Raw genomic sequence first — 18,151 nt, 5'->3', positions numbered from 1 at the left:
AAACAGCGCTGGCCCAAGCCGGCGCCAAGTCAATATCCGGCTATTCGCCGCTAATATCCATTGGCGTTCTCCGATAAACTGAGCCACACTTTAGTGGTTCAGTTTATACATTTATTAAGTAATACACTGACAGCGTAAACGATAAGACACAGAAAAGGGAAATGTGCGCCATGTCGGACTCACTATTTACGGGTGATTTTATGCCTCACGGGCATTGCTATTACTGGCGCCCCGACATCCTCTGGTCAAACGTAATCTCCGACCTATTAATAGGCATCGCCTACTTTGTTATTTCCGCACTTTTATTATGGCTTTTATTTAAACGTAAAAATATCCGTTTTCGTAGCGTGTTTTTGCTGTTTGCCGCATTTATTCTATTGTGCGGTTTAACCCATCTATTCAATATCTACACCGTTTGGCACGGCGCCTACGGCATCCAGGGCCTACTCAAAATATTTACCGCCATCGCCAGCGTATTAACGGCCGTCGTGCTTTTCAGAGCAATCCCGCTTATTTTAAGTATCCCTACACCTGCAGAATTGGAGTCGGCATTGAAGGTTGCCGCCGATGAACGTCACAAACGCCTTACCAGTGAACTGGAGCGTCGCGCCGAATCGATATTTAAATTCGCGACCGAACTTATCCCAACAGGCCTTCTGGTTATCAATCAGCAGCAAAAGGTTCACATTGCAAACCGTGCATTAGAAAAAATGTTTGGTTACGACCAAGATGAATTGGTTGGCGCGCCGTTGGAACAATTGATTAAAACCAGTGAAACACCGCACCACAATTTTTTGGTAGAGCAATATTTTAAAAATCCATCCCAAAATCATGCCATGGCAGAGGGCCGGATTGTACTGGGCGTGAAGAAAACTGGGGCCGATGTCGCCATTGAAATCAGCTTGTCAGTACACGAATTTAACGGCGACAAATTTGCATTTGCGTCTATTGTCGACTTTAACGGCCTAGCCGCAGAGAAACACCAAGTACTAGAAAGGTCTAACCGCATCGGGCGCGCAATTAACGCCATCGACGACGGCATCTGGGAATGGAATCTAAAAACGGATGATGTTTGGTACAGCCCGTCACTAATGCGTTTAATTGGTCTAGCCGAATGCGATCAACAACCACAGATCAGCCACTGGCGAAACCACATACATCCGGATCACCGAGAGCGGGTGAACAACGCGTTAGAAGCCCATTTTAACGGCGAGAAATACGACGTAATCTATCGGGGTATTGCTGAATCTGGCAATTATGAGTGGATGCACGCGCGCGGCAACACTCAGTTTGATGCGCACAATCAGCCGCTACTCATGTCTGGAACACTCGCCAACATTAACGAGAAGACCGAGCTTGAGCACAAGCTGGCCGACAAATCACATTTCTTAAATGCCGTGCTGAATAAATCCCTTTGCGGTACTTACATTTTAAATGTGCGCTCCAGTAAAAGTACTTTTATCAACGAGCAGTTTTCAACCATCACCGGTTACAGTCTAGACGACCTGAAAAATATTGAGTACGAACTTGAACTTATTGACTTAGTTCACCCAGATGACCAAGCCCAGCTCAACAGCCATGTTGCCAAGATCTTTCACAACTGTGATACCGAAGGCGAGATCGTGCAGTTTCGCTTACGCCATAAACATGGTCACTGGATCTGGTGCTATAGCCGCGATTCCGTTTATTCCTTTGACGAGGACAATAAGCCTCTAGAACTCCTTAGCGCCTTTGTCGATATAACCTCATTAAAAGAACGCGAAGAAAGCATTAAAAAGTTGGCGCTAGATTTCTACACAACCTTCGAGCAAGCCGCCGTAGGTATTGCCCACTTAGGGTTAGATGGCAATTGGTTGCGCATTAACAAACGCCTCTGCGATATACTCGGCTACCCCCACGCTCATTTAATGACACTTGAGCTAGCCGACATTGTTTACCCCGAAGACCTACACAAAGACGATGACCTAATCGCCTCCCTAATCAACGGCGATACCGATCAATACATGATGGAAAAACGCTATATAAAATACGATGGCGAATTGCTTTGGGTCTATATCACGGTTTCTATCGCGCGCAATGATGTCGGTAAAAACAGTCACTTTATAATCGTTTTTGAAGACATATCGGACCGCAAAGCCGTGGAGCAAGCACTTGCCGAATCGAACGCATCACTGGAGCGTTTTGCCTACTCAGCATCCCACGACCTACAGGAACCACTACGTAAGATCACCACCTTTTCAGAAAGTTTAGAGCAGCGCCTGAGCGGAAAAATTGATGACCCCGATGCTCGATATGAGCTGAATAGAATTAGTAATGCCGCTACTCGAATGCGCGAAATGATCGACAGCCTGTTACAGCTTTCCCGCTATTCACGCGAAAAAGTCGACAAAACTGACAACAACTTATCAGATTTAGTACAGCTCGCGCGCGATGATTTATCGGCACTTATCAGTGAATCCGGCGCAGAGATTGAGCTAACTCAAGACACCATTCTATATGTCGACAAGAGCGGCTTCCTGCAAGTGCTACATAATTTAATTACCAACAGTATTCGCTATGCAGATCTTTCCAAAAAAAATACGATCATCAAGATTAGCGGTCGAAGTCATGGTGGAAATAGTATTGTCGAAATATCCGATAACGGTGTGGGATTTAGTCAAGACTTAAGCGAGGCTATTTTTGAACCCTTCAAACGACTGGTAGGTAGAAATATCAAAGGCCACGGTATGGGGTTAGCATTATGCAGACAAATTGTTGCCGCACATGGCGGCACAATTTTCGCAAAATCTTCACCCAACGAAGGGGCGACTTTTATTATCGAGCTCGCCGATGGAGACTAACGTGTGTCCAAACTAACGAAAAAGCCTCTATTGATGCTATGTGACGACGACTACGATGATCAATATTTAGTTCGCTGCGCGCTCGCAAAAGTACGAGGCGCCCCCGAACTTATTTGCGCCGAACACGGAGCCGACCTAATCGCAATTTTGGAACAACGCAAAGAAGACGGCGACAATATGCCTGATGTTGTATTGCTCGATTTGAACATGCCCGTACTAGACGGCAAACAAACATTAAAGCTGCTGAAAAGCTCGACTCACTTTTCAATGATTCCGGTTGTTATCTACACCACATCCAATGCCAACCAAGAATTACAAGAATGCTATAAGATTGGTGCGAACGCTTATTGCATTAAACCCGGCTCATACCAAGAGATGATATCCATGCTGCAACATTTCTGTGATTTTTGGTTTCAGACATCCCTATTAACGTCTATGAGAAAGCGCTAAGGTCGAAATTAATGGACTCCATAAAACAATATTCAGGTAGTGCCTACGACCGCATATCGATGCTCGTTATTGAAGACGATGAGGATGATTACTATCGTCTCAACATGCTCCTAAAGAAAGACACCCGTCGAGAATACTCCCTAACTCATTGTTTGGACCTGTCTTCTGCGTGCGAAGAATTAAACCGAAAAAATTTTGATGTCGTTCTACTCGATTTGGGCTTGGGCATAACCACAGGTATCGACACGCTGCTACAACTGAAGAAATTTAGCTTTGATGTGCCCGTTATTATTTTAACCGGCAGTAACGACGAGGCAATGGGCGAGCAGGCCGTTATTGAAGGTGCCGCAGACTATATCCCCAAAGGTGAAGCGAATACCTCGCTGTTGTCTCGAACCATTGTCTACACAATTGAACGTCACCATTTAATTCAAACCTTGCGCAATCAAGCTTTAACCGATTCACTCACCGAATTGCCAAACCGAGCGGCGCTCTTCCAACGCATGCAAGAGATTATCGATTCTTCCGAACGCAAGCACACAACCTTCGCTGCGGTAATGCTCGATCTCGATGATTTTAAAGCAGTGAATGATAATTTTGGCCATCAAGCCGGTGACGATCTACTTAAATGCGTCGCTAAACGGCTTTCCGCAGAACTGCGTAAAACTGATATTGCCGCACGGCTTGCCGGCGACGAATTTGTTTTGATTTATACACACCTAAGAGATAAGCGTGAGATTGTCGACGTAGTACAGGCCAAAATAGATAAAATATCGGTACCTGTTGAACTCACAGTTGACGGTACGCAGCAGCTACTGGATATCTGCATTAGTGCAGGTATCGCCATTTGGGAGGAAGGCTTAACCGCGAACAAGCTTTTATTTCGCGCCGACAATGCGATGTATGCCAGCAAGAAAGAAGGCAAACGGGACAATTGTTCAAGGGTAAAACTTTATCGCGAATAAAATTCGTAAAAAGCAACGGCCTTAGATTCCTTACTCGGCATCTAAATAGCGCGCTAAAAATTCACCTACAACTCGCATTTTTTCCGTCTCGTGCGCACTGTTATTACGCCAGTGGCCGCCATCGCTTATTTCGAGGTAGTTGACCGGTTTTCGCTGCCCGAGCAAACGCCGGTACATTTTGCGCGAATGTTCAACCGGAACCACAGTATCTTTTTTCGACGCTATCAATAAAAGCGGTAAACGAACTTTGTTTACTTGATGGTAAGGTGAAAACGATATGATCGCGTTGCCATCATTGGCCATTTTTTTTCCTACCGTCGGAAAAAGTGAATGGCCAAGATCATTATTGTGCTGATCCAAATCCATAACACCATTAATGGAGACGGCGCATTGATACAGCTCTGGGGTTTTTATTAACCCCATGGCCGCCGCATAGCCACCAAAGCTCTCACCAACAATACACACTCTTTCTGAATCAACAATACCTTGCGCTGCGAGCCACTGAACGCCATCGCTGATATCGTCTTGAATCGCTTGCCCCCACTGCTGATACCCAGCCTCGAGATGCTCAGCCCCAAAGCCAGTCGAACCGCGATACTGCGGCTGTAAAACCGCGTAACCCGCACTCGCAAAAAACTGCACATAGGGATCAAACCCCCACTGATCTCGCGACCAAGGGCCTCCGTGCGGGTATACAACCAGCGGCAACAATGCAGACTTTTCACGACCGTCATCTCTATCTAGCGCGGTTCGCTTTGGCACAGTAAGGTAAGCGGGGATACGACGCCCATCGCGTGCTTGGTATGCTACTGCTCGCATACTCGCTAAGTCATAGTTTTTTAAGGCCGGGTAGGCATAGGTCAATACGCGTAGCTTCTTGTCTTTTTTACTGCTGACGCTACGCGTTTCAGATTGATCCAACAAATACAATCGTGGCGGCATCTTGTCCGAAGCAACCTCTAATAACGTCCAGCGCTTGTCCGATGTTTGCGAGCTAACCTCAACTCGGGCGCCGGGAAAACGCCTCGACAAACGCTTTGCAAGATACTGCTGGGCGGAACGCGGCTGCGGGCCGATTATTGTGTTGTGCTCAAGATCATACACATAACGCCGACCGGTTTGATTTGGCGGAGCATTGCCTAGCTCTACAATTAAATAGGGTGGTGTGACCGGTGATTCAATTGCTAATCCCAGGGCGGTCAAATCCTCTGCTGAGGCTATAGCGACAGGATCTATGCGCTCCGCTTGTAGATAGGGTTGATCTAATACTTGCTGCCATCGGCCCGACAAAAAGGCGTAGGTGGTCTGGTGTGGCGCAGGGTCAGTACCGAGACGTACACCAATGCGCAGTTCGCCCGAGGTGTCCGCCAACCAGCGGTTAAAACCAAAAGGGTTGCGAGCGGCCAGTTCACGCTCACCGGTAACAATATTGACGCGGTGAATCATCGGCCTCGCCCACATACCGCGCTCATCGTCGAGCGCGGCTAAAATATGGTCTGGATCATTTGGCAGCCACGAGACCACCTGAGGGAACTGCAAAAAGTCACCTTGGTCATTGCGATCCATCGCAAACTCCACCAGTTCAGAGCCGGTTACACCTACGCTCGCAAGCTTCAGCACATCTACCCAGCCACGTGTCGCGCTGCGAATGGTCTTGCGTAGCTGCAACACCAAGCGCTCGTCGTTTGCCCAGGCATATGAGTGCAATTTCAGTCCATCTTCAAAACGCACACTATTACCGGCCTGCGTAAAAGTATCCCCGATGGTGTTTTGATCGCTGTCAGTGTCATCGCCAACCGGCTCAGAATTCAGCTCCGACAACAGTTGTGTCACATCTATACTTAGCGCAGCCGAATCCAAATCTAACCGAACCACACGCAAATCAAAGCCATCCGCGCCAGCAGACTTGTAAGCAATATAACGCCCACTTGGCGATAGTTTAGGGTCACTGATACGTGCCAAAGCCCCGAATAATACCGCGGCCGACTCGATGGAATGGGGGGGATCTAATTCTGCATAGGCGAGCGCGGCACAATCTAGCTGGATAAACACTACCACTAAATACACCCACAGCGGCATCGCAGCGCGGTAGCCTCCCCCAAACTTTCGCTCGGCCAATAACAACGGCTTATTTTTACGCCCAACTATGTGCATTTACACGACTCTTTTCCAAATATCCGTCTAGACTTTAAAACATAGCCGTTCAGTGGCAGCAAAATTCATCGACTTTTGTTGAATTGAATAAAGCAGATGGTTTAGACAAGGTAATCAAGTTAATTCAATGGCTATTAATCAGTCGACCAGTTCGACTCTATCTACAGTAACGTCTATCGCTCTGCACTCTGCGGCTTTATTAATTTGCAGCGGCTATACACTATATCAGCTGCTGTGCGAGCAGTGGTTGCTGGCATTTGCAACCGGCACGGCCAGTATTAGCCTGATTTGCATCCTAACAACTTTATGTAGACGCAAGTCCGTTATCGGCCTCTACTACATCCTTTTTAGCGCACTTTTTACAGCCCTGACCCTTAGTAGTTATCGGTTTGGACTTGCAGGTTTGGCGCTGGTATATCCATTGTGCGCTGCGTTATTTTATATTTTAGATTATCGCCGCGCCTTTTACGCCTCGCTGGCGATTGTGGTTATCACTCTCGCCGCCGCACTCAACAGTGTTGCGCCGCACCTCCACCTACTCGTCTCCATTGCGTTAATCACCACGATTATTTTCTCCGCAGCGTTTTCCTATGTGGTCGATAAACAACAAAATGCCCTTCTGTTTGACGCCAATTACGACTACCTAACCGGAACCACTAACCGCAGAGGGTTTTCAACCTGGCTTATTGCCACGCTCATCAAGCTACAGAAAAACAACCTTGATCTTGCGCTATTTTTTATCGACTTAGATGGCTTTAAAAATGTAAACGATAGCTTTGGCCACAACACCGGCGACAAACTGCTACAAGCTTTTGCCGCACGTATTTGCCAGTCTCTGCGAAGTCATGATTTAGTGCACGCAAGTGGGCAGGGCGCAAATAATCAGATTACCAATATTGCGCGCTTGTCGGGCGATGAGTTTGCACTGTCGATCCCCGATATCAGCTCAACTGATGTAGCGCAAACCATAGCAATGCGTCTTATCGATGTAGCCGCCGAGCCTTTTATGCTCGACGGTAACGAAACCCGCATCAGTATTAGTATAGGTATTGGTTTTGCCAGCCGCGCACACTTCGATTTTGAAGCATTGCTCGCCAATACCGATGCCGCACTTAACGAAGCTAAACGCATGGGTAAAAGCGGCTTTCGCTTTTTTGACGATGCTCTCGCACAGCAACTGGAAGAGCAGCGCCAGATCGAGCACGGTCTTAGAAAAGCTATAGAAGAAGATTTGTTCCACTTGGTGTTCCAACCTATTTACCACTGCCACAGCCTTTCGGTTGCAGGGGTAGAGGTTTTGATTCGCTGCGATGCACCGGTGCTTAGCGGCATTTACCCAGACAAATTTATCCCCGCGGCAGAAGCGCTCGGCCTCATTCGCGATATAGACCTTTGGGTTATTCGCGATATTTTGCAGAAGATTCACAACCTTCCAGCATCTAGCCCGCTGCGAGATATCGTCTATTCGATTAATATTTCCGCACTCGAATTACACAATGTGCTGTTCCCTAAAAAGCTGGAAGAATTGCTCAAGCGCTACAACGTCGATGCCGCGAAAATTCAATTGGAAATCACTGAAACCAGCGTAATAGCGCACGACGAGCGCTGTATGGCGGTAATGGAGTCGTTAAATAAATTAGGCATAAAGCTGGCACTTGATGATTTTGGCATGGGCTACACCGCATTCAATCAGTTGCGTCGTTACCCCGTACACAACTTAAAAATTGATCGCTCTTTCATCTGGAATATAACGGCCGAAGACGATCACGAAATTCGAATGGTCAAACTCGTTATGTCGCTGGCAAGCTTATATAAAATGGAGGTAACCGCGGAAGGAGTGGAAACAGCGGAGCAACTTAGCTTCCTGCAAACGACAGATTGTAATTACACCCAAGGTTATTGGCTTTCTCGGCCAATCGCTTGGTCGGAATTGCAGGATCTACCGCCTAAATTTCAGCAATAGACCCTACACTATTGGCTTAGCAACGAATCAATTAACTCTTAACTTGATTTACGTGAACATTCATTTGTGGGAATGGAATTTCAATACCGACCTCGTCAAAGCGCTTTTTAATACGTTCGTTCATATCAAAATAAACACCCCAGTAGTCGGCGGTTTTCACCCAAACACGGTAGACAAAATTAACCGACGAATCAGCGAGTGCAACCACACCAATGGTAATACCTTTATCCTGAATAACACGCTCGTCCGCCGCCGCTAAGGTTTCTAACTCTTTACGCACCAACGATAGGTCCGCGCCGTAACTTACGCCAACGGTTAAATCAACGCGGCGCTCTGCCTGAGTCGAATAGTTAACAATATTTCCGCCCGTAATCGAGGAGTTAGCAATGATGATGGTTTTGTTATCGCCAGTCGTCATAATGGTAGAAAAGATTGAGAGCTCTTTAATAACACCAGCGGCGCCACCGGCCTCAACAAAATCTCCGACCTTAAAGGGACGGAACGCAATTAACAGCACCCCAGAAGCGAAATTAGAAAGCGCGCCCTGCAAAGCAAAACCTATGGCTAAACCCGCAGCACCTATAATGGCAACAAACGATGCCGTTTGTACGCCCAACTGACCAAGCGCGGCAATAACCACCATCACCAAGATAACGTAGTAGACGATATTTTTAACGAAACCCGCAATGGTTGGATCTACCTTGCGAGCATTCATACCTTTAAGCAATACCTTAACAATTAGCGTCGCGACCCATTTACCTACGATATAGACTGCAATGGCCAGAATAACCTTAAGACCATAGGTGGTAATCAATTCCGGCGCGTCTTGCATCAATTCTTGAATATATTTTTCCATATTTTTCCCCTTAGTTTTCGAATATTTGTAGCAAAAATGACCGTGTTTAGAGATAAAGCCGCTAAACTTTAATTCTGTTATTCTGCATGGATAAGACAGGATCTTTATCCTAGAAGGCCTCGGCCGCAAAAGTAAAGCTCAGCACTACCGTGCGAACAACGCGCAATGTGGATCTTCGCTCGGTATTCTACGCCTCGCACTCGGTGCGAACTATAATCTGTTCGAAAGGATGAACTGGACGCACGGCTATCTTTCTCTGAAGCGTCGTCAGTAAGAATGTGGGTATTCACTCTATGAATAAGCAACGATCGATCAGCACGCGGTTTATTGTGTACGTGCTTATCTGCGCCTCGGCACTCTCAGTCGTCACCACAGGTTTACAGCTTTATCTCGAATACGAACGTGAAATTGACCGTATTGAATTACAGCTGGACCACATAGAAACAACGGCAACCGCCAGCCTAGTATTTTCACTTTGGTCATTTTATCAGGAGCAAGCGCAGGCGGAAGTACACAATATTCAGCAGCTACCGGGCGTTGCCTACGTCGAGGTTATAACCGATCAAGCGGTTTATGCAAAAAGCGGCGTTCTAGACCCGCACGAAAGCTACATATCGCGAAACTACCCCTTGGTGTATGAAGGCCGCGAACGCGGGCGTATTTTAGTGGGTGAACTCAATGTCTATACGGCCCTAAAGCCAGTCTACCAAGCACTGCTCGAACACCTCGGCATGACCTTGTTACTCAACACCATCAAAACCATTCTAATCGCGCTCTTTATTACATTTTTGTTCGACAAAATCGTGTTTCGGCACCTGCGCCATATTGCCAACTACGTTAGTGATCGCAATAGCCTGCTAGATGCGGCGCCACTCCAGTTAAAACGCACCCGCTTCTGGGACGGTAACGCTGACGATTTGTTCGATGATGTCGTTACGGCGTACAACACTATGAACAGCCAACTAAAAACGGCCTATGAAGAAGTTAAAATGGGCGAATCGCGTTACCGCGCGCTAATTGAAAACAATACCGAAGCGATTTGGCGCTGCGAATTTGAACCGGCAATTGATCTCAACCAAGCCCCTGCAGAACTGGTTGCTCAAATGCGTGCCAATGGCGTCATTCAAGAATGCAATGCGATAGGCCAGTCAATGCGTGAAGTTGCCGGTCAAACCATTTCCGACACATCTTTTTCCGCATTCCCCCTCGCTAGCAACGCGCTACTGAAAAAGCTTATCCAGCAAAATTATCGCGTCCACGATAGCTTCCTTAAAATACAAGTTGCCGGCAGTGAGCCCCGTTTTCTCAGCGTAAATTTATTAGGTATCTCAGAAAACCAACAGCTGGTTAGACTCTGGGGTATTTGTAGCGATATAACGGACAAGGTGCTCGCCGAAGACAGACTGCTACTCAGTGAATCACGCTTAGAAGAAGCCCAGTCAATAGCCCACCTGGGTTACTGGTTCTACGACGGCAGTACCGATTCGATCGATGCCAGCGACGAGTTTTACCGCATCTACGGTTTCGACAAACATGACGCTCAATTATCATGGCGCCAACTACGCGCTCGAATTCATCCCGACGACCGCGATAAAGTGGCTCAAGCGCTGCGCATGGCAAAAGGTAAACGCATAGAAATTGAGCATCGTATTGTCACCCCTGACGGCGATACCCGCTACGTCTTAGCCAACGCGCGGCGCGAGTATGACCTTGACGGCCAAGACAACAAGATCTTTGGGATCTTATTGGATATTAGCCGCATTCGACAATCAGAAAGCGACCTCAAGCAAAGCGAGCAATCGCTGCGGGAAAGTGAATTGCAACTCCTGCAAGCACAAAAAATCGCCCAGATGGGGCACTGGGTTTACAGCTACCAAAATCGTGAAATGACCGCGAGCGACGAATTTTTCCGCATCTATGGCTACGACTCGCCAACCTTCACCCCCACGATCAAGCGCTTTATTGAGCATGTGCATATCGATGACCGAGATGAGGTCAGTCAACTACTCTCAGCCAACACACTTGAACCCCAAATGCGGGATTACCGCATCATGCGTGCCGATGGTGAGATGCGCTATATGCAGGGTATGGTCCACACCATCTTCAGCAAAACAGGCGAGCCGCTGCGCAAGTTTGGTGTCTCTATGGATATCACTCGACGTAAGCTTACCGAGTTAGAACTGCTAACCTCGCGCGAACGATTCGAAAAAATATTTACCGCATCTCCCGACGCGATCATTCTCTTAGATCGCAGTACCAGCGAGGGCTATTGTTACCTCGATGTAAACCCCGCCTTCGAGCAGCTTACCGGCTACAAACGTACGCAAGTGCTTGGCAAAGAAACGTCCCTGTTTGGCTTATGGCGCGATCAAAGCCAGCGAAATTTAATGGTTGAACAGTTACAGCGCGATGGCAAGGTTAATAACTTCGAAGCACAGTTTACCCACAGCGATGGCTCGATATTAACGGTATTGCTGTCTACCCAGGCTATTCAGCTCGACGGCGTACCCGGCGCTGTAACGATTATCAAAGACCTCACCGAACTGCGCGCCCTAGAAGCAAAAAGCCACACCCAGGAATCGCAATTGATCCAAGCTAACAAGCTCGCGTCTATCGGTACATTAGTGGCAGGTGTCGCTCACGAAGTGAATAATCCCAACCATTTGATTCAAATGAACAACGACCTACTTCGGCACTTTCAACCAGAGATGCTCGATCTTATCGATGACTACCTAGAGGACGAAGACGATAAGCCCATGATTGGCGGCATTCCCTACGATGAACTGCGATCAACCCTAGAGACACTCACCGAAGATATTAGCTATGGCGCGCAACGTATCGCGCGCATTGTTAAAGACTTAAAAGACTTTGCTCGCCCTGACGAAACCCTAGAGTTTAGTGAGCTAGCGATCAACCCGCTGATTGAACGCACGGTCAAATTCCTACAGCCGATCATTAAAAAGCACTGCGACAACTTTACGGTTTCACTCTGTAGCGAAAACCTAATGATTAACGGCAACCCACAACATATCGAGCAGGTATTGGTGAATCTCATTGTGAATGGCCTGCAAGCATTAGATGACAATAACCAGTCCATCAGCATCTCCACTAGAGCCAATCATTTAGATCAGGCCATTATTGAGATTAGAGATACTGGCTGTGGCATTCAGCAAGACCAACTACAACAGATATTTGACCCCTTTTATACCACTCGCCAGGGCCAAGGCGGCACCGGCCTCGGCCTTTCTATTTGCTACCGTATGATCAAAGATCATAAAGGCACAATAGAAGTGGCCAGTCAGATAGGCGAAGGCACGCTCATGACTATCTATCTACCACTACTAAGCGATCACCAATAGAGAGAGGTGCTATTGCTCAAGCCTTCACGCAACCCCCATACGACAAAAGGCGACAGAAGGACAAATGTTTGCAAGCCCAGGCCATTGATTTGTAATACCTTTTTTATTTTACCATCACCCAGAGTCAACTTTTGTCGCACCCCAAACAAAAAACAACCGGAGCAAAGTAGAGCCCGTGCACTACAACTAACAGCGGGCGGCGCTCTCTCCATAGGTATCCACCGGCCCAACCGCTAAAATGTAACAACCCATAATCGTTACATTCGGCATAAATATTGCTAGCTGTGACGTCAAAATACTAAAAATAACACAGCATCACCCTCTAGCACCCCCGAAGTCGAATTACCGAACATTAGCCCGCTAGAGTTTTGTTGTGACAAAATGGAGAGCCACGTGGCAGAGCAACCCAACACCCAGTTATTGGTATTGGTTGACGACGAACCGCAGCTACTGCGCAGCGCCTCAGTGGTGTTGCGTACCGCCGGCATTGAATCAGTCATCACCTTAGAGGACGGCCGCGAACTTCAAGCCACCCTAGAACAGAATAAAGTTGACGCTGTATTACTCGACCTCAATATGCCTCACATTTCCGGCGTGGATCTCTTATCTGAGGTGTGTGAACGTCACCCAGACATTCCCGTAATCATGATGACGGCCGCCAATGAGCTCGAAATCGCGGTTGATTGCATGCGCCGCGGCGCTGTCGACTACCTTGTTAAACCGGTTGATAAAGCTCGCCTTATCACCTCGGTAAATCGAGCCTTAGAGCTGCGCTCGCTGCGCGAAGAAGTTGAAAACCTGCGCGCGACGCTACTCGATAACACCATCAAAAACCCCGCCGCCTTCGCCCCGATCGTAACCGAAGATGACGATATGCTCTCCCTGTTTCGCTATATGGAAGCCGTCGCGCGAACTCCGCAGCCGGTTCTCGTAACCGGTGAAACCGGTACAGGGAAGGAGCTATTTGCACGAGCGTTACACGACGCCTCTGGGCGCAGCGGCAACTTCGTCGCGGTAAGTGTCTCTGGGCTAGACGATATTGCCTTCTCCGACACCTTGTTTGGTCATAAACGCGGGGCCTTTACCGGCGCCGAAAGTAAACGTGACGGGCTTATTAAAACCGCTCAGAACGGCACAATTTTTCTCGACGAGATCGGTGACTTATCAGAATCTTCACAGGTAAAACTCTTGCGCCTACTGCAGGAAAAAGAGTTTTACCCACTCGGCGAAGATCACCCAGTAAATACCAATGCCCGCGTCGTTTGCGCCACCAACGTAGACCTTCTCAGCGCGATAAAGGACGGCAAATTTCGGCTCGATCTCTACTACCGCTTGCGCTCTCATCACATTCAAATCCCATCGCTTAGGCAGCGGATTGGCGATCTTCCGGCACTCATTGAACACTTGGTCGCCAAGGCCGCCAAGGACTTTGAACGTACACCACCGAGCGTGCCGGTAGAGCTCTACACACTGTTAAAACAATACGCATTTCCCGGCAATATTCGCGAACTAGAGGGAATGATTTTTGATGCTGTGGCTAGACAGCAAGGCACGGCACTGTCCCTCGCGAGCTTTCACACAGCGATTGGCAACAACAGTGCGGAGCAACTAATACTGGCGCCAGCTGAAATGGCGAGCGGCGCAGGCTGGGGCGACGACCAACCCCTACCAACCCTTAAAGAAGCCGAAGACCAATTGATTCAAGCGGCACTAACGCGGGCAGAGGGCAATCAAGGTATCGCCGCAACACTGCTCGGGATAACTCGGCAGGCACTTAATAAGCGGCTGGTGCGTGCACGTGAAAAAAACTGATATGGTCCAGCAAACCACTTCAGACGCAGCAAGTAATCGTCAATATGTAACGCCATTCGGCAGCCATACTTTGCTTGCTGCAACATTTGTCGCCCCCCTCACAATCCCTAAGCATCATCAGCACCTCGGCTAAGCCGTTGAAGTCACTACTAAAAAACACACCCTCACAACACTGGCACGTAAAGTGCCTTATAGATTCGACTGAATTGACGTAAGTTGTCGTCTGGAGAATTAGTTAACATGACATCTTTATTCCCGCCGCCTAGCGAACCTATCGATACAAATACGTCGAGTTTACTCGCCCTGCACAAGCTCAAGACGCGCCTGCGAGCCCACTTGGGCGAAACCCCCATCGATGCCGATACGCTCGATGAAGTGTGGGACGATCTTTACGGATTACAGCTAACCCTTTCCAGTGGCAATGACCTAAACCTGCAACAACTTATCGATTTGTTACAGCGCTGTGTTTTACAGCTACGCAGCGGCAACAACAGCCAACGACAACAGGGCTTTAAACATATGATTTTTGCCGTTTCGACTATGATGGAAAATCTCGATCCCGCACATGCAGAGAATGCAACGTCACTCTGCGATGCGGCACTCACACTGTGGAGCTGGATGGATCGCACTAACTAGTGCTCTATCGAGCAATTGCATCCTCTACTCCGCAATTAGCCCCCTCGACTCGATTACCGCGGATTACTGGCCCTGAATCGAACCACGCGAATCAACTCCCTACTCTCAACTCCCTACTCTCAACTTCCAACTTCCAACTTCCAACTATCAACTCCCGGCAATAATAGAGTTGCGAGCTTAAAATTCCTCAGTAGAAACCTCCGCCCCGTAATATCTGCTCTATACTGATAGGAAAATGCACGCCACTATTTAGAATTCAGTTAGCTTCTAGCTCGGTTCTAGGCTGCTATCTAGGTCTCTATCAAGCGACCCTCATACTAAAACCCAAGCCACAATTCACGCCATTATCATGCTGGCAACCATGTGGCCACATAGATTGGTAATAGTGCGTACATAAGCTAGGCATTAAGCATCTTTCAATATCATCCGTTGCCTCAAAGGTAAGCTACATGAGTTCGACTCTCTACAACGCCGTACGACTTTGCGCCGTTCTCATTACGCTAATCGCAGTGCTTTGTGCCCGCTATATTCCAGAACGCGAGCTTATGCTGCACCCAAACGGCGGTATGGTTCATTCAATCTATGCAGACTCCGACTGGGGTGGCACCAGCACCGCTGAGTGGGTAAACCAAGAGGATGTTGAGTGGTTGTGCGAATACCGAGAAAGCGAGACTCACGGCGGTTGTGGCTATTCCATTTCCTTCGGCCTACCCGCCGGCGAAGGTTTAGACTTTTCCGCTTACCGAGGATTCAAACTAAACCTAACCTACGAGGGTGATGCCTCACGTATCCGTGTATTTATTCGCAACTTCAATCCTGCTTACTCTAAAGAAGCGGATCAGAACTCCAGTAAATTTATGTCGCTGATGTTGCGCACTCAAGACCTTCATGGCGATGTCTTTATTGACTTTAACGAGCTCACGGTTATCGACTGGTGGCTTACCCAGTTCGACCTACCTCGCCGCTTAGCAGGCACTGAATTTGATAATGTCGTCACCATCGGCATCGATTACGTCACTCCAGGTACACATAAGCTGCGCATCAACAAGATTGAGATGGTCGGCGAGTGGTTGGAGCGCGAAGACTTATTCTTCGCGATTATTATTTTGTGGATGTGCCTGCTCGCCTGGGAAGGTATCGGCCGCTTTTATACACTGAACAAAAAATCACAAGCCGAAACACAGCGCCTAACTGAACTCGCCTCTAGCTACCACAAGCTTGAAATTGAAAAGCACGAATACGAAGTTAAATCGACTACCGATACCCTTACCGGCATTTTAAATCGCGGAGGTATGGAGCAATTCATATTTGAACTGCTAGAAAAAAATAGAACTCGCGACAACATTGGTTTACTTGTAATCGATGTCGACCATTTCAAACGTATCAATGATCGTCGCGGTCATGATGCTGGCGATAGAATTCTTCAGGGCTTAACCGCCGTGGTCTCGCTAAATACCCGCGACAAAGACGTATTCGGACGCTGGGGCGGGGAGGAATTCCTGTTAGTTTGCACCGATATTAACGCTGAGTATCTGCGCCTACTTGCCGACAAACTCCGCGGTGCGGTAGCGGCCTATCGATTTGAAGCACATAACCCCTTGAGTGTAAGCATCAGCATCGGCGCAACAATGTTCTCTTCATCGGACACGTTTACCACCGCATTCAAACGTGCCGACGACGCGCTTTATCGTGCAAAGGATTCCGGTCGCAACTGTGTTATTTACCTGCCAACACCCAATAGCACGGACTAGCGCTGGCGATCCCAAATTGGACAACACAGTTATGCCTTCTATTTACAACGCTTTCAGGTCTGCAAATGATTAAATCTCGATCGATTGTCTACATTCTTATAGCGCCGCTGTTAAGCGTTGCGGCAATAGCCCTATACAAACACATCCCCGACAGAACCCTGCAGGTAATGAGCTCGCCCGATTCACGGCGTTCTCTTTACGCAGATAGCCGCGACGGTGGCGAAAGCGAAGCCTACTGGCTAGATCAAACCAACGGGTTGTGGGCCTGTAAACTGCGCGAAGGGCTGCAATATCCTTTTTGCGGTATTTCCGCAGTACCGGGTACGAGCCACAGTAAAGGTTTAGACTTAACACAATACGACTCTTTAAACCTACATATCACCTACACCGGACCTGCGAAAAAAATTCGCCTTTATCTGCGCGACTACGACGCCACAATGGCGGATAAACTCGACGGCTATGATGGCAAATTTATGAGTGTGCAACTCAATACCTCCGACTTAAATCGGCCAATAAATATAGAGTTAAATGAGTTCACCGTTGCCGACTGGTGGATAGATCACTACGAACTTACCCGCGAACAATCCAGACCCGAGTTCGCTAACGTCGTCAACATTGGGCTGGATTTTGCAAACCCCTACCCATTTGGCGATCACGAAATTCGTATTATTAATGTTGAATTAGTCGGGAAGCGTATTTCCGCAGAACAATGGTATTTAGGTATCATTACGCTTTGGCTGCTTGGCGCATTTGCGGTTGCCTTAATGCGCTGGTTAGCATTATACCGCGCCGGTCAGGAGAACCTTAACCGTATCGATGAGTTGAACGAACTTAACCAAAAGCTTAAAACACGTTCCGCAGAGTTGGAAAACCTGTCGAAGTCGGACCCGCTAACAGGAACCTTAAACCGCTTAGGTTTCACCGCAGAAATCGACCGCTTTCTAAATAGCACGGCAAGCACTAAAACAGCGTCACTCGCACTCTTTAGCATTGATCAATTTAAAAATGCCAAAGAACATCTTGGCCTCGCTAACACAGATGACTTCTTACAAAACATTACCGACGTCATTCAGTCTCACGCTCGTGCCGACCATGTTCTGGCGCGTTGGGACAGCGACGAATTTGTGATGCTCTGCCCCGACACCGACACCGCAAGCGCATTTGTGATGGTGGAAAATATTCGTAAAATTTTATCCGCTTGGATTCAAGAAAAAAGCAAACGATCCAGCGTTACCATCTGTGCGTCAATTTGTGAGCTCGGCGTGGAAGGCGGCTTCATCACCGCATTTCAAGATCTCGACACGGCAATTGCCAAAGCGAAATCGATTGGCGGCAACTGCACGATCATGGGATAAAGCCATTGAT

12 protein-coding genes are annotated in these 18,151 nt (G+C 48.0%); 10 read left to right on the top strand and 2 right to left on the bottom strand.

Annotated features, from left to right (window positions below; genetic code table 11):
- Positions 1-170 precede the first annotated feature (170 nt).
- Genes IDZ20_RS15735 through IDZ20_RS15725 form a run of 3 tightly spaced genes read left to right on the top strand, consistent with a single transcriptional unit; the run spans position 171 to position 4,255 of the window.
- Positions 171-2,840 (top strand): PAS domain S-box protein, encoded by a 2,670-nt coding sequence (locus tag IDZ20_RS15735; protein WP_188152407.1) that lies wholly within the window; start codon positions 171-173, stop codon positions 2,838-2,840.
- A gap of 3 nt (positions 2,841-2,843) precedes the next feature.
- Complete coding sequence (locus IDZ20_RS15730; protein ID WP_188152406.1) at positions 2,844-3,290, top strand: response regulator; 447 nt, start codon at positions 2,844-2,846, stop codon at positions 3,288-3,290.
- An 11-nt stretch (positions 3,291-3,301) separates the two neighbouring features.
- The gene (locus IDZ20_RS15725) at positions 3,302-4,255 is read left to right on the top strand and encodes a GGDEF domain-containing response regulator (protein ID WP_188152405.1); all 954 of its coding nucleotides are present in this window, start codon (positions 3,302-3,304) and stop codon (positions 4,253-4,255) included.
- A gap of 30 nt (positions 4,256-4,285) precedes the next feature.
- Here the strand turns inward: IDZ20_RS15725 and IDZ20_RS15720 are convergent, their stop codons facing one another.
- Positions 4,286-6,409 (bottom strand): alpha/beta hydrolase family protein, encoded by a 2,124-nt coding sequence (locus IDZ20_RS15720; protein ID WP_188152404.1) that lies wholly within the window; start codon positions 6,407-6,409, stop codon positions 4,286-4,288.
- 127 nt (positions 6,410-6,536) lie between these two features.
- Here IDZ20_RS15720 and IDZ20_RS15715 point away from each other — a divergent pair, with 127 nt between their 5' ends.
- Complete coding sequence (locus tag IDZ20_RS15715) at positions 6,537-8,372, top strand: putative bifunctional diguanylate cyclase/phosphodiesterase (RefSeq protein ID WP_188152403.1); 1,836 nt, start codon at positions 6,537-6,539, stop codon at positions 8,370-8,372.
- Positions 8,373-8,403: 31 nt separating this feature from the next.
- On the opposite strand, the gene IDZ20_RS15710 is transcribed toward IDZ20_RS15715, so the two are convergent.
- On the bottom strand, positions 8,404-9,228 hold the full coding sequence (locus IDZ20_RS15710) for a mechanosensitive ion channel family protein (RefSeq protein ID WP_188152402.1): 825 nt from the start codon (positions 9,226-9,228) through the stop codon (positions 8,404-8,406).
- A gap of 293 nt (positions 9,229-9,521) precedes the next feature.
- Between IDZ20_RS15710 and IDZ20_RS15705 the strand changes: the two genes are divergently transcribed.
- The 6 genes from IDZ20_RS15705 to IDZ20_RS15680 all read left to right on the top strand — a co-directional run bounded on the left by IDZ20_RS15705 (position 9,522) and on the right by IDZ20_RS15680 (position 18,141).
- Positions 9,522-12,587 (top strand): PAS domain S-box protein, encoded by a 3,066-nt coding sequence (locus tag IDZ20_RS15705; protein WP_188152401.1) that lies wholly within the window; start codon positions 9,522-9,524, stop codon positions 12,585-12,587.
- A 393-nt stretch (positions 12,588-12,980) separates the two neighbouring features.
- Positions 12,981-14,399 (top strand): sigma-54-dependent transcriptional regulator, encoded by a 1,419-nt coding sequence (locus IDZ20_RS15700; protein ID WP_223144993.1) that lies wholly within the window; start codon positions 12,981-12,983, stop codon positions 14,397-14,399.
- Positions 14,386-14,532, top strand: coding sequence for a hypothetical protein (locus tag IDZ20_RS15695; protein ID WP_188152399.1), 147 nt, complete (start codon positions 14,386-14,388; stop codon positions 14,530-14,532). Before IDZ20_RS15700 ends, IDZ20_RS15695 begins: the two co-directional genes overlap by 14 nt.
- Positions 14,533-14,639: 107 nt before the next feature.
- A complete protein-coding gene (locus IDZ20_RS15690) occupies positions 14,640-15,035 on the top strand; it encodes a hypothetical protein (RefSeq protein ID WP_188152398.1) in 396 nt (131 codons plus the stop codon).
- Between the two features lie 449 nt (positions 15,036-15,484).
- Positions 15,485-16,786, top strand: a complete 1,302-nt coding sequence (locus IDZ20_RS15685; protein WP_188152397.1) for a GGDEF domain-containing protein — start codon at positions 15,485-15,487, stop codon at positions 16,784-16,786.
- 65 nt (positions 16,787-16,851) lie between these two features.
- Positions 16,852-18,141 carry a GGDEF domain-containing protein gene (locus tag IDZ20_RS15680; protein ID WP_188152396.1) on the top strand — a complete coding sequence of 430 codons (1,290 nt, stop codon included), beginning with the start codon at positions 16,852-16,854 and terminating at the stop codon, positions 18,139-18,141.
- Positions 18,142-18,151 lie beyond the last annotated feature (10 nt).

It is taken from the genome of Teredinibacter waterburyi, from assembly GCF_001922985.1.
GTDB lineage: Bacteria > Pseudomonadota > Gammaproteobacteria > Pseudomonadales > Cellvibrionaceae > Teredinibacter > Teredinibacter waterburyi.
This window is presented reverse-complemented; position numbering and strand designations above follow the sequence as displayed.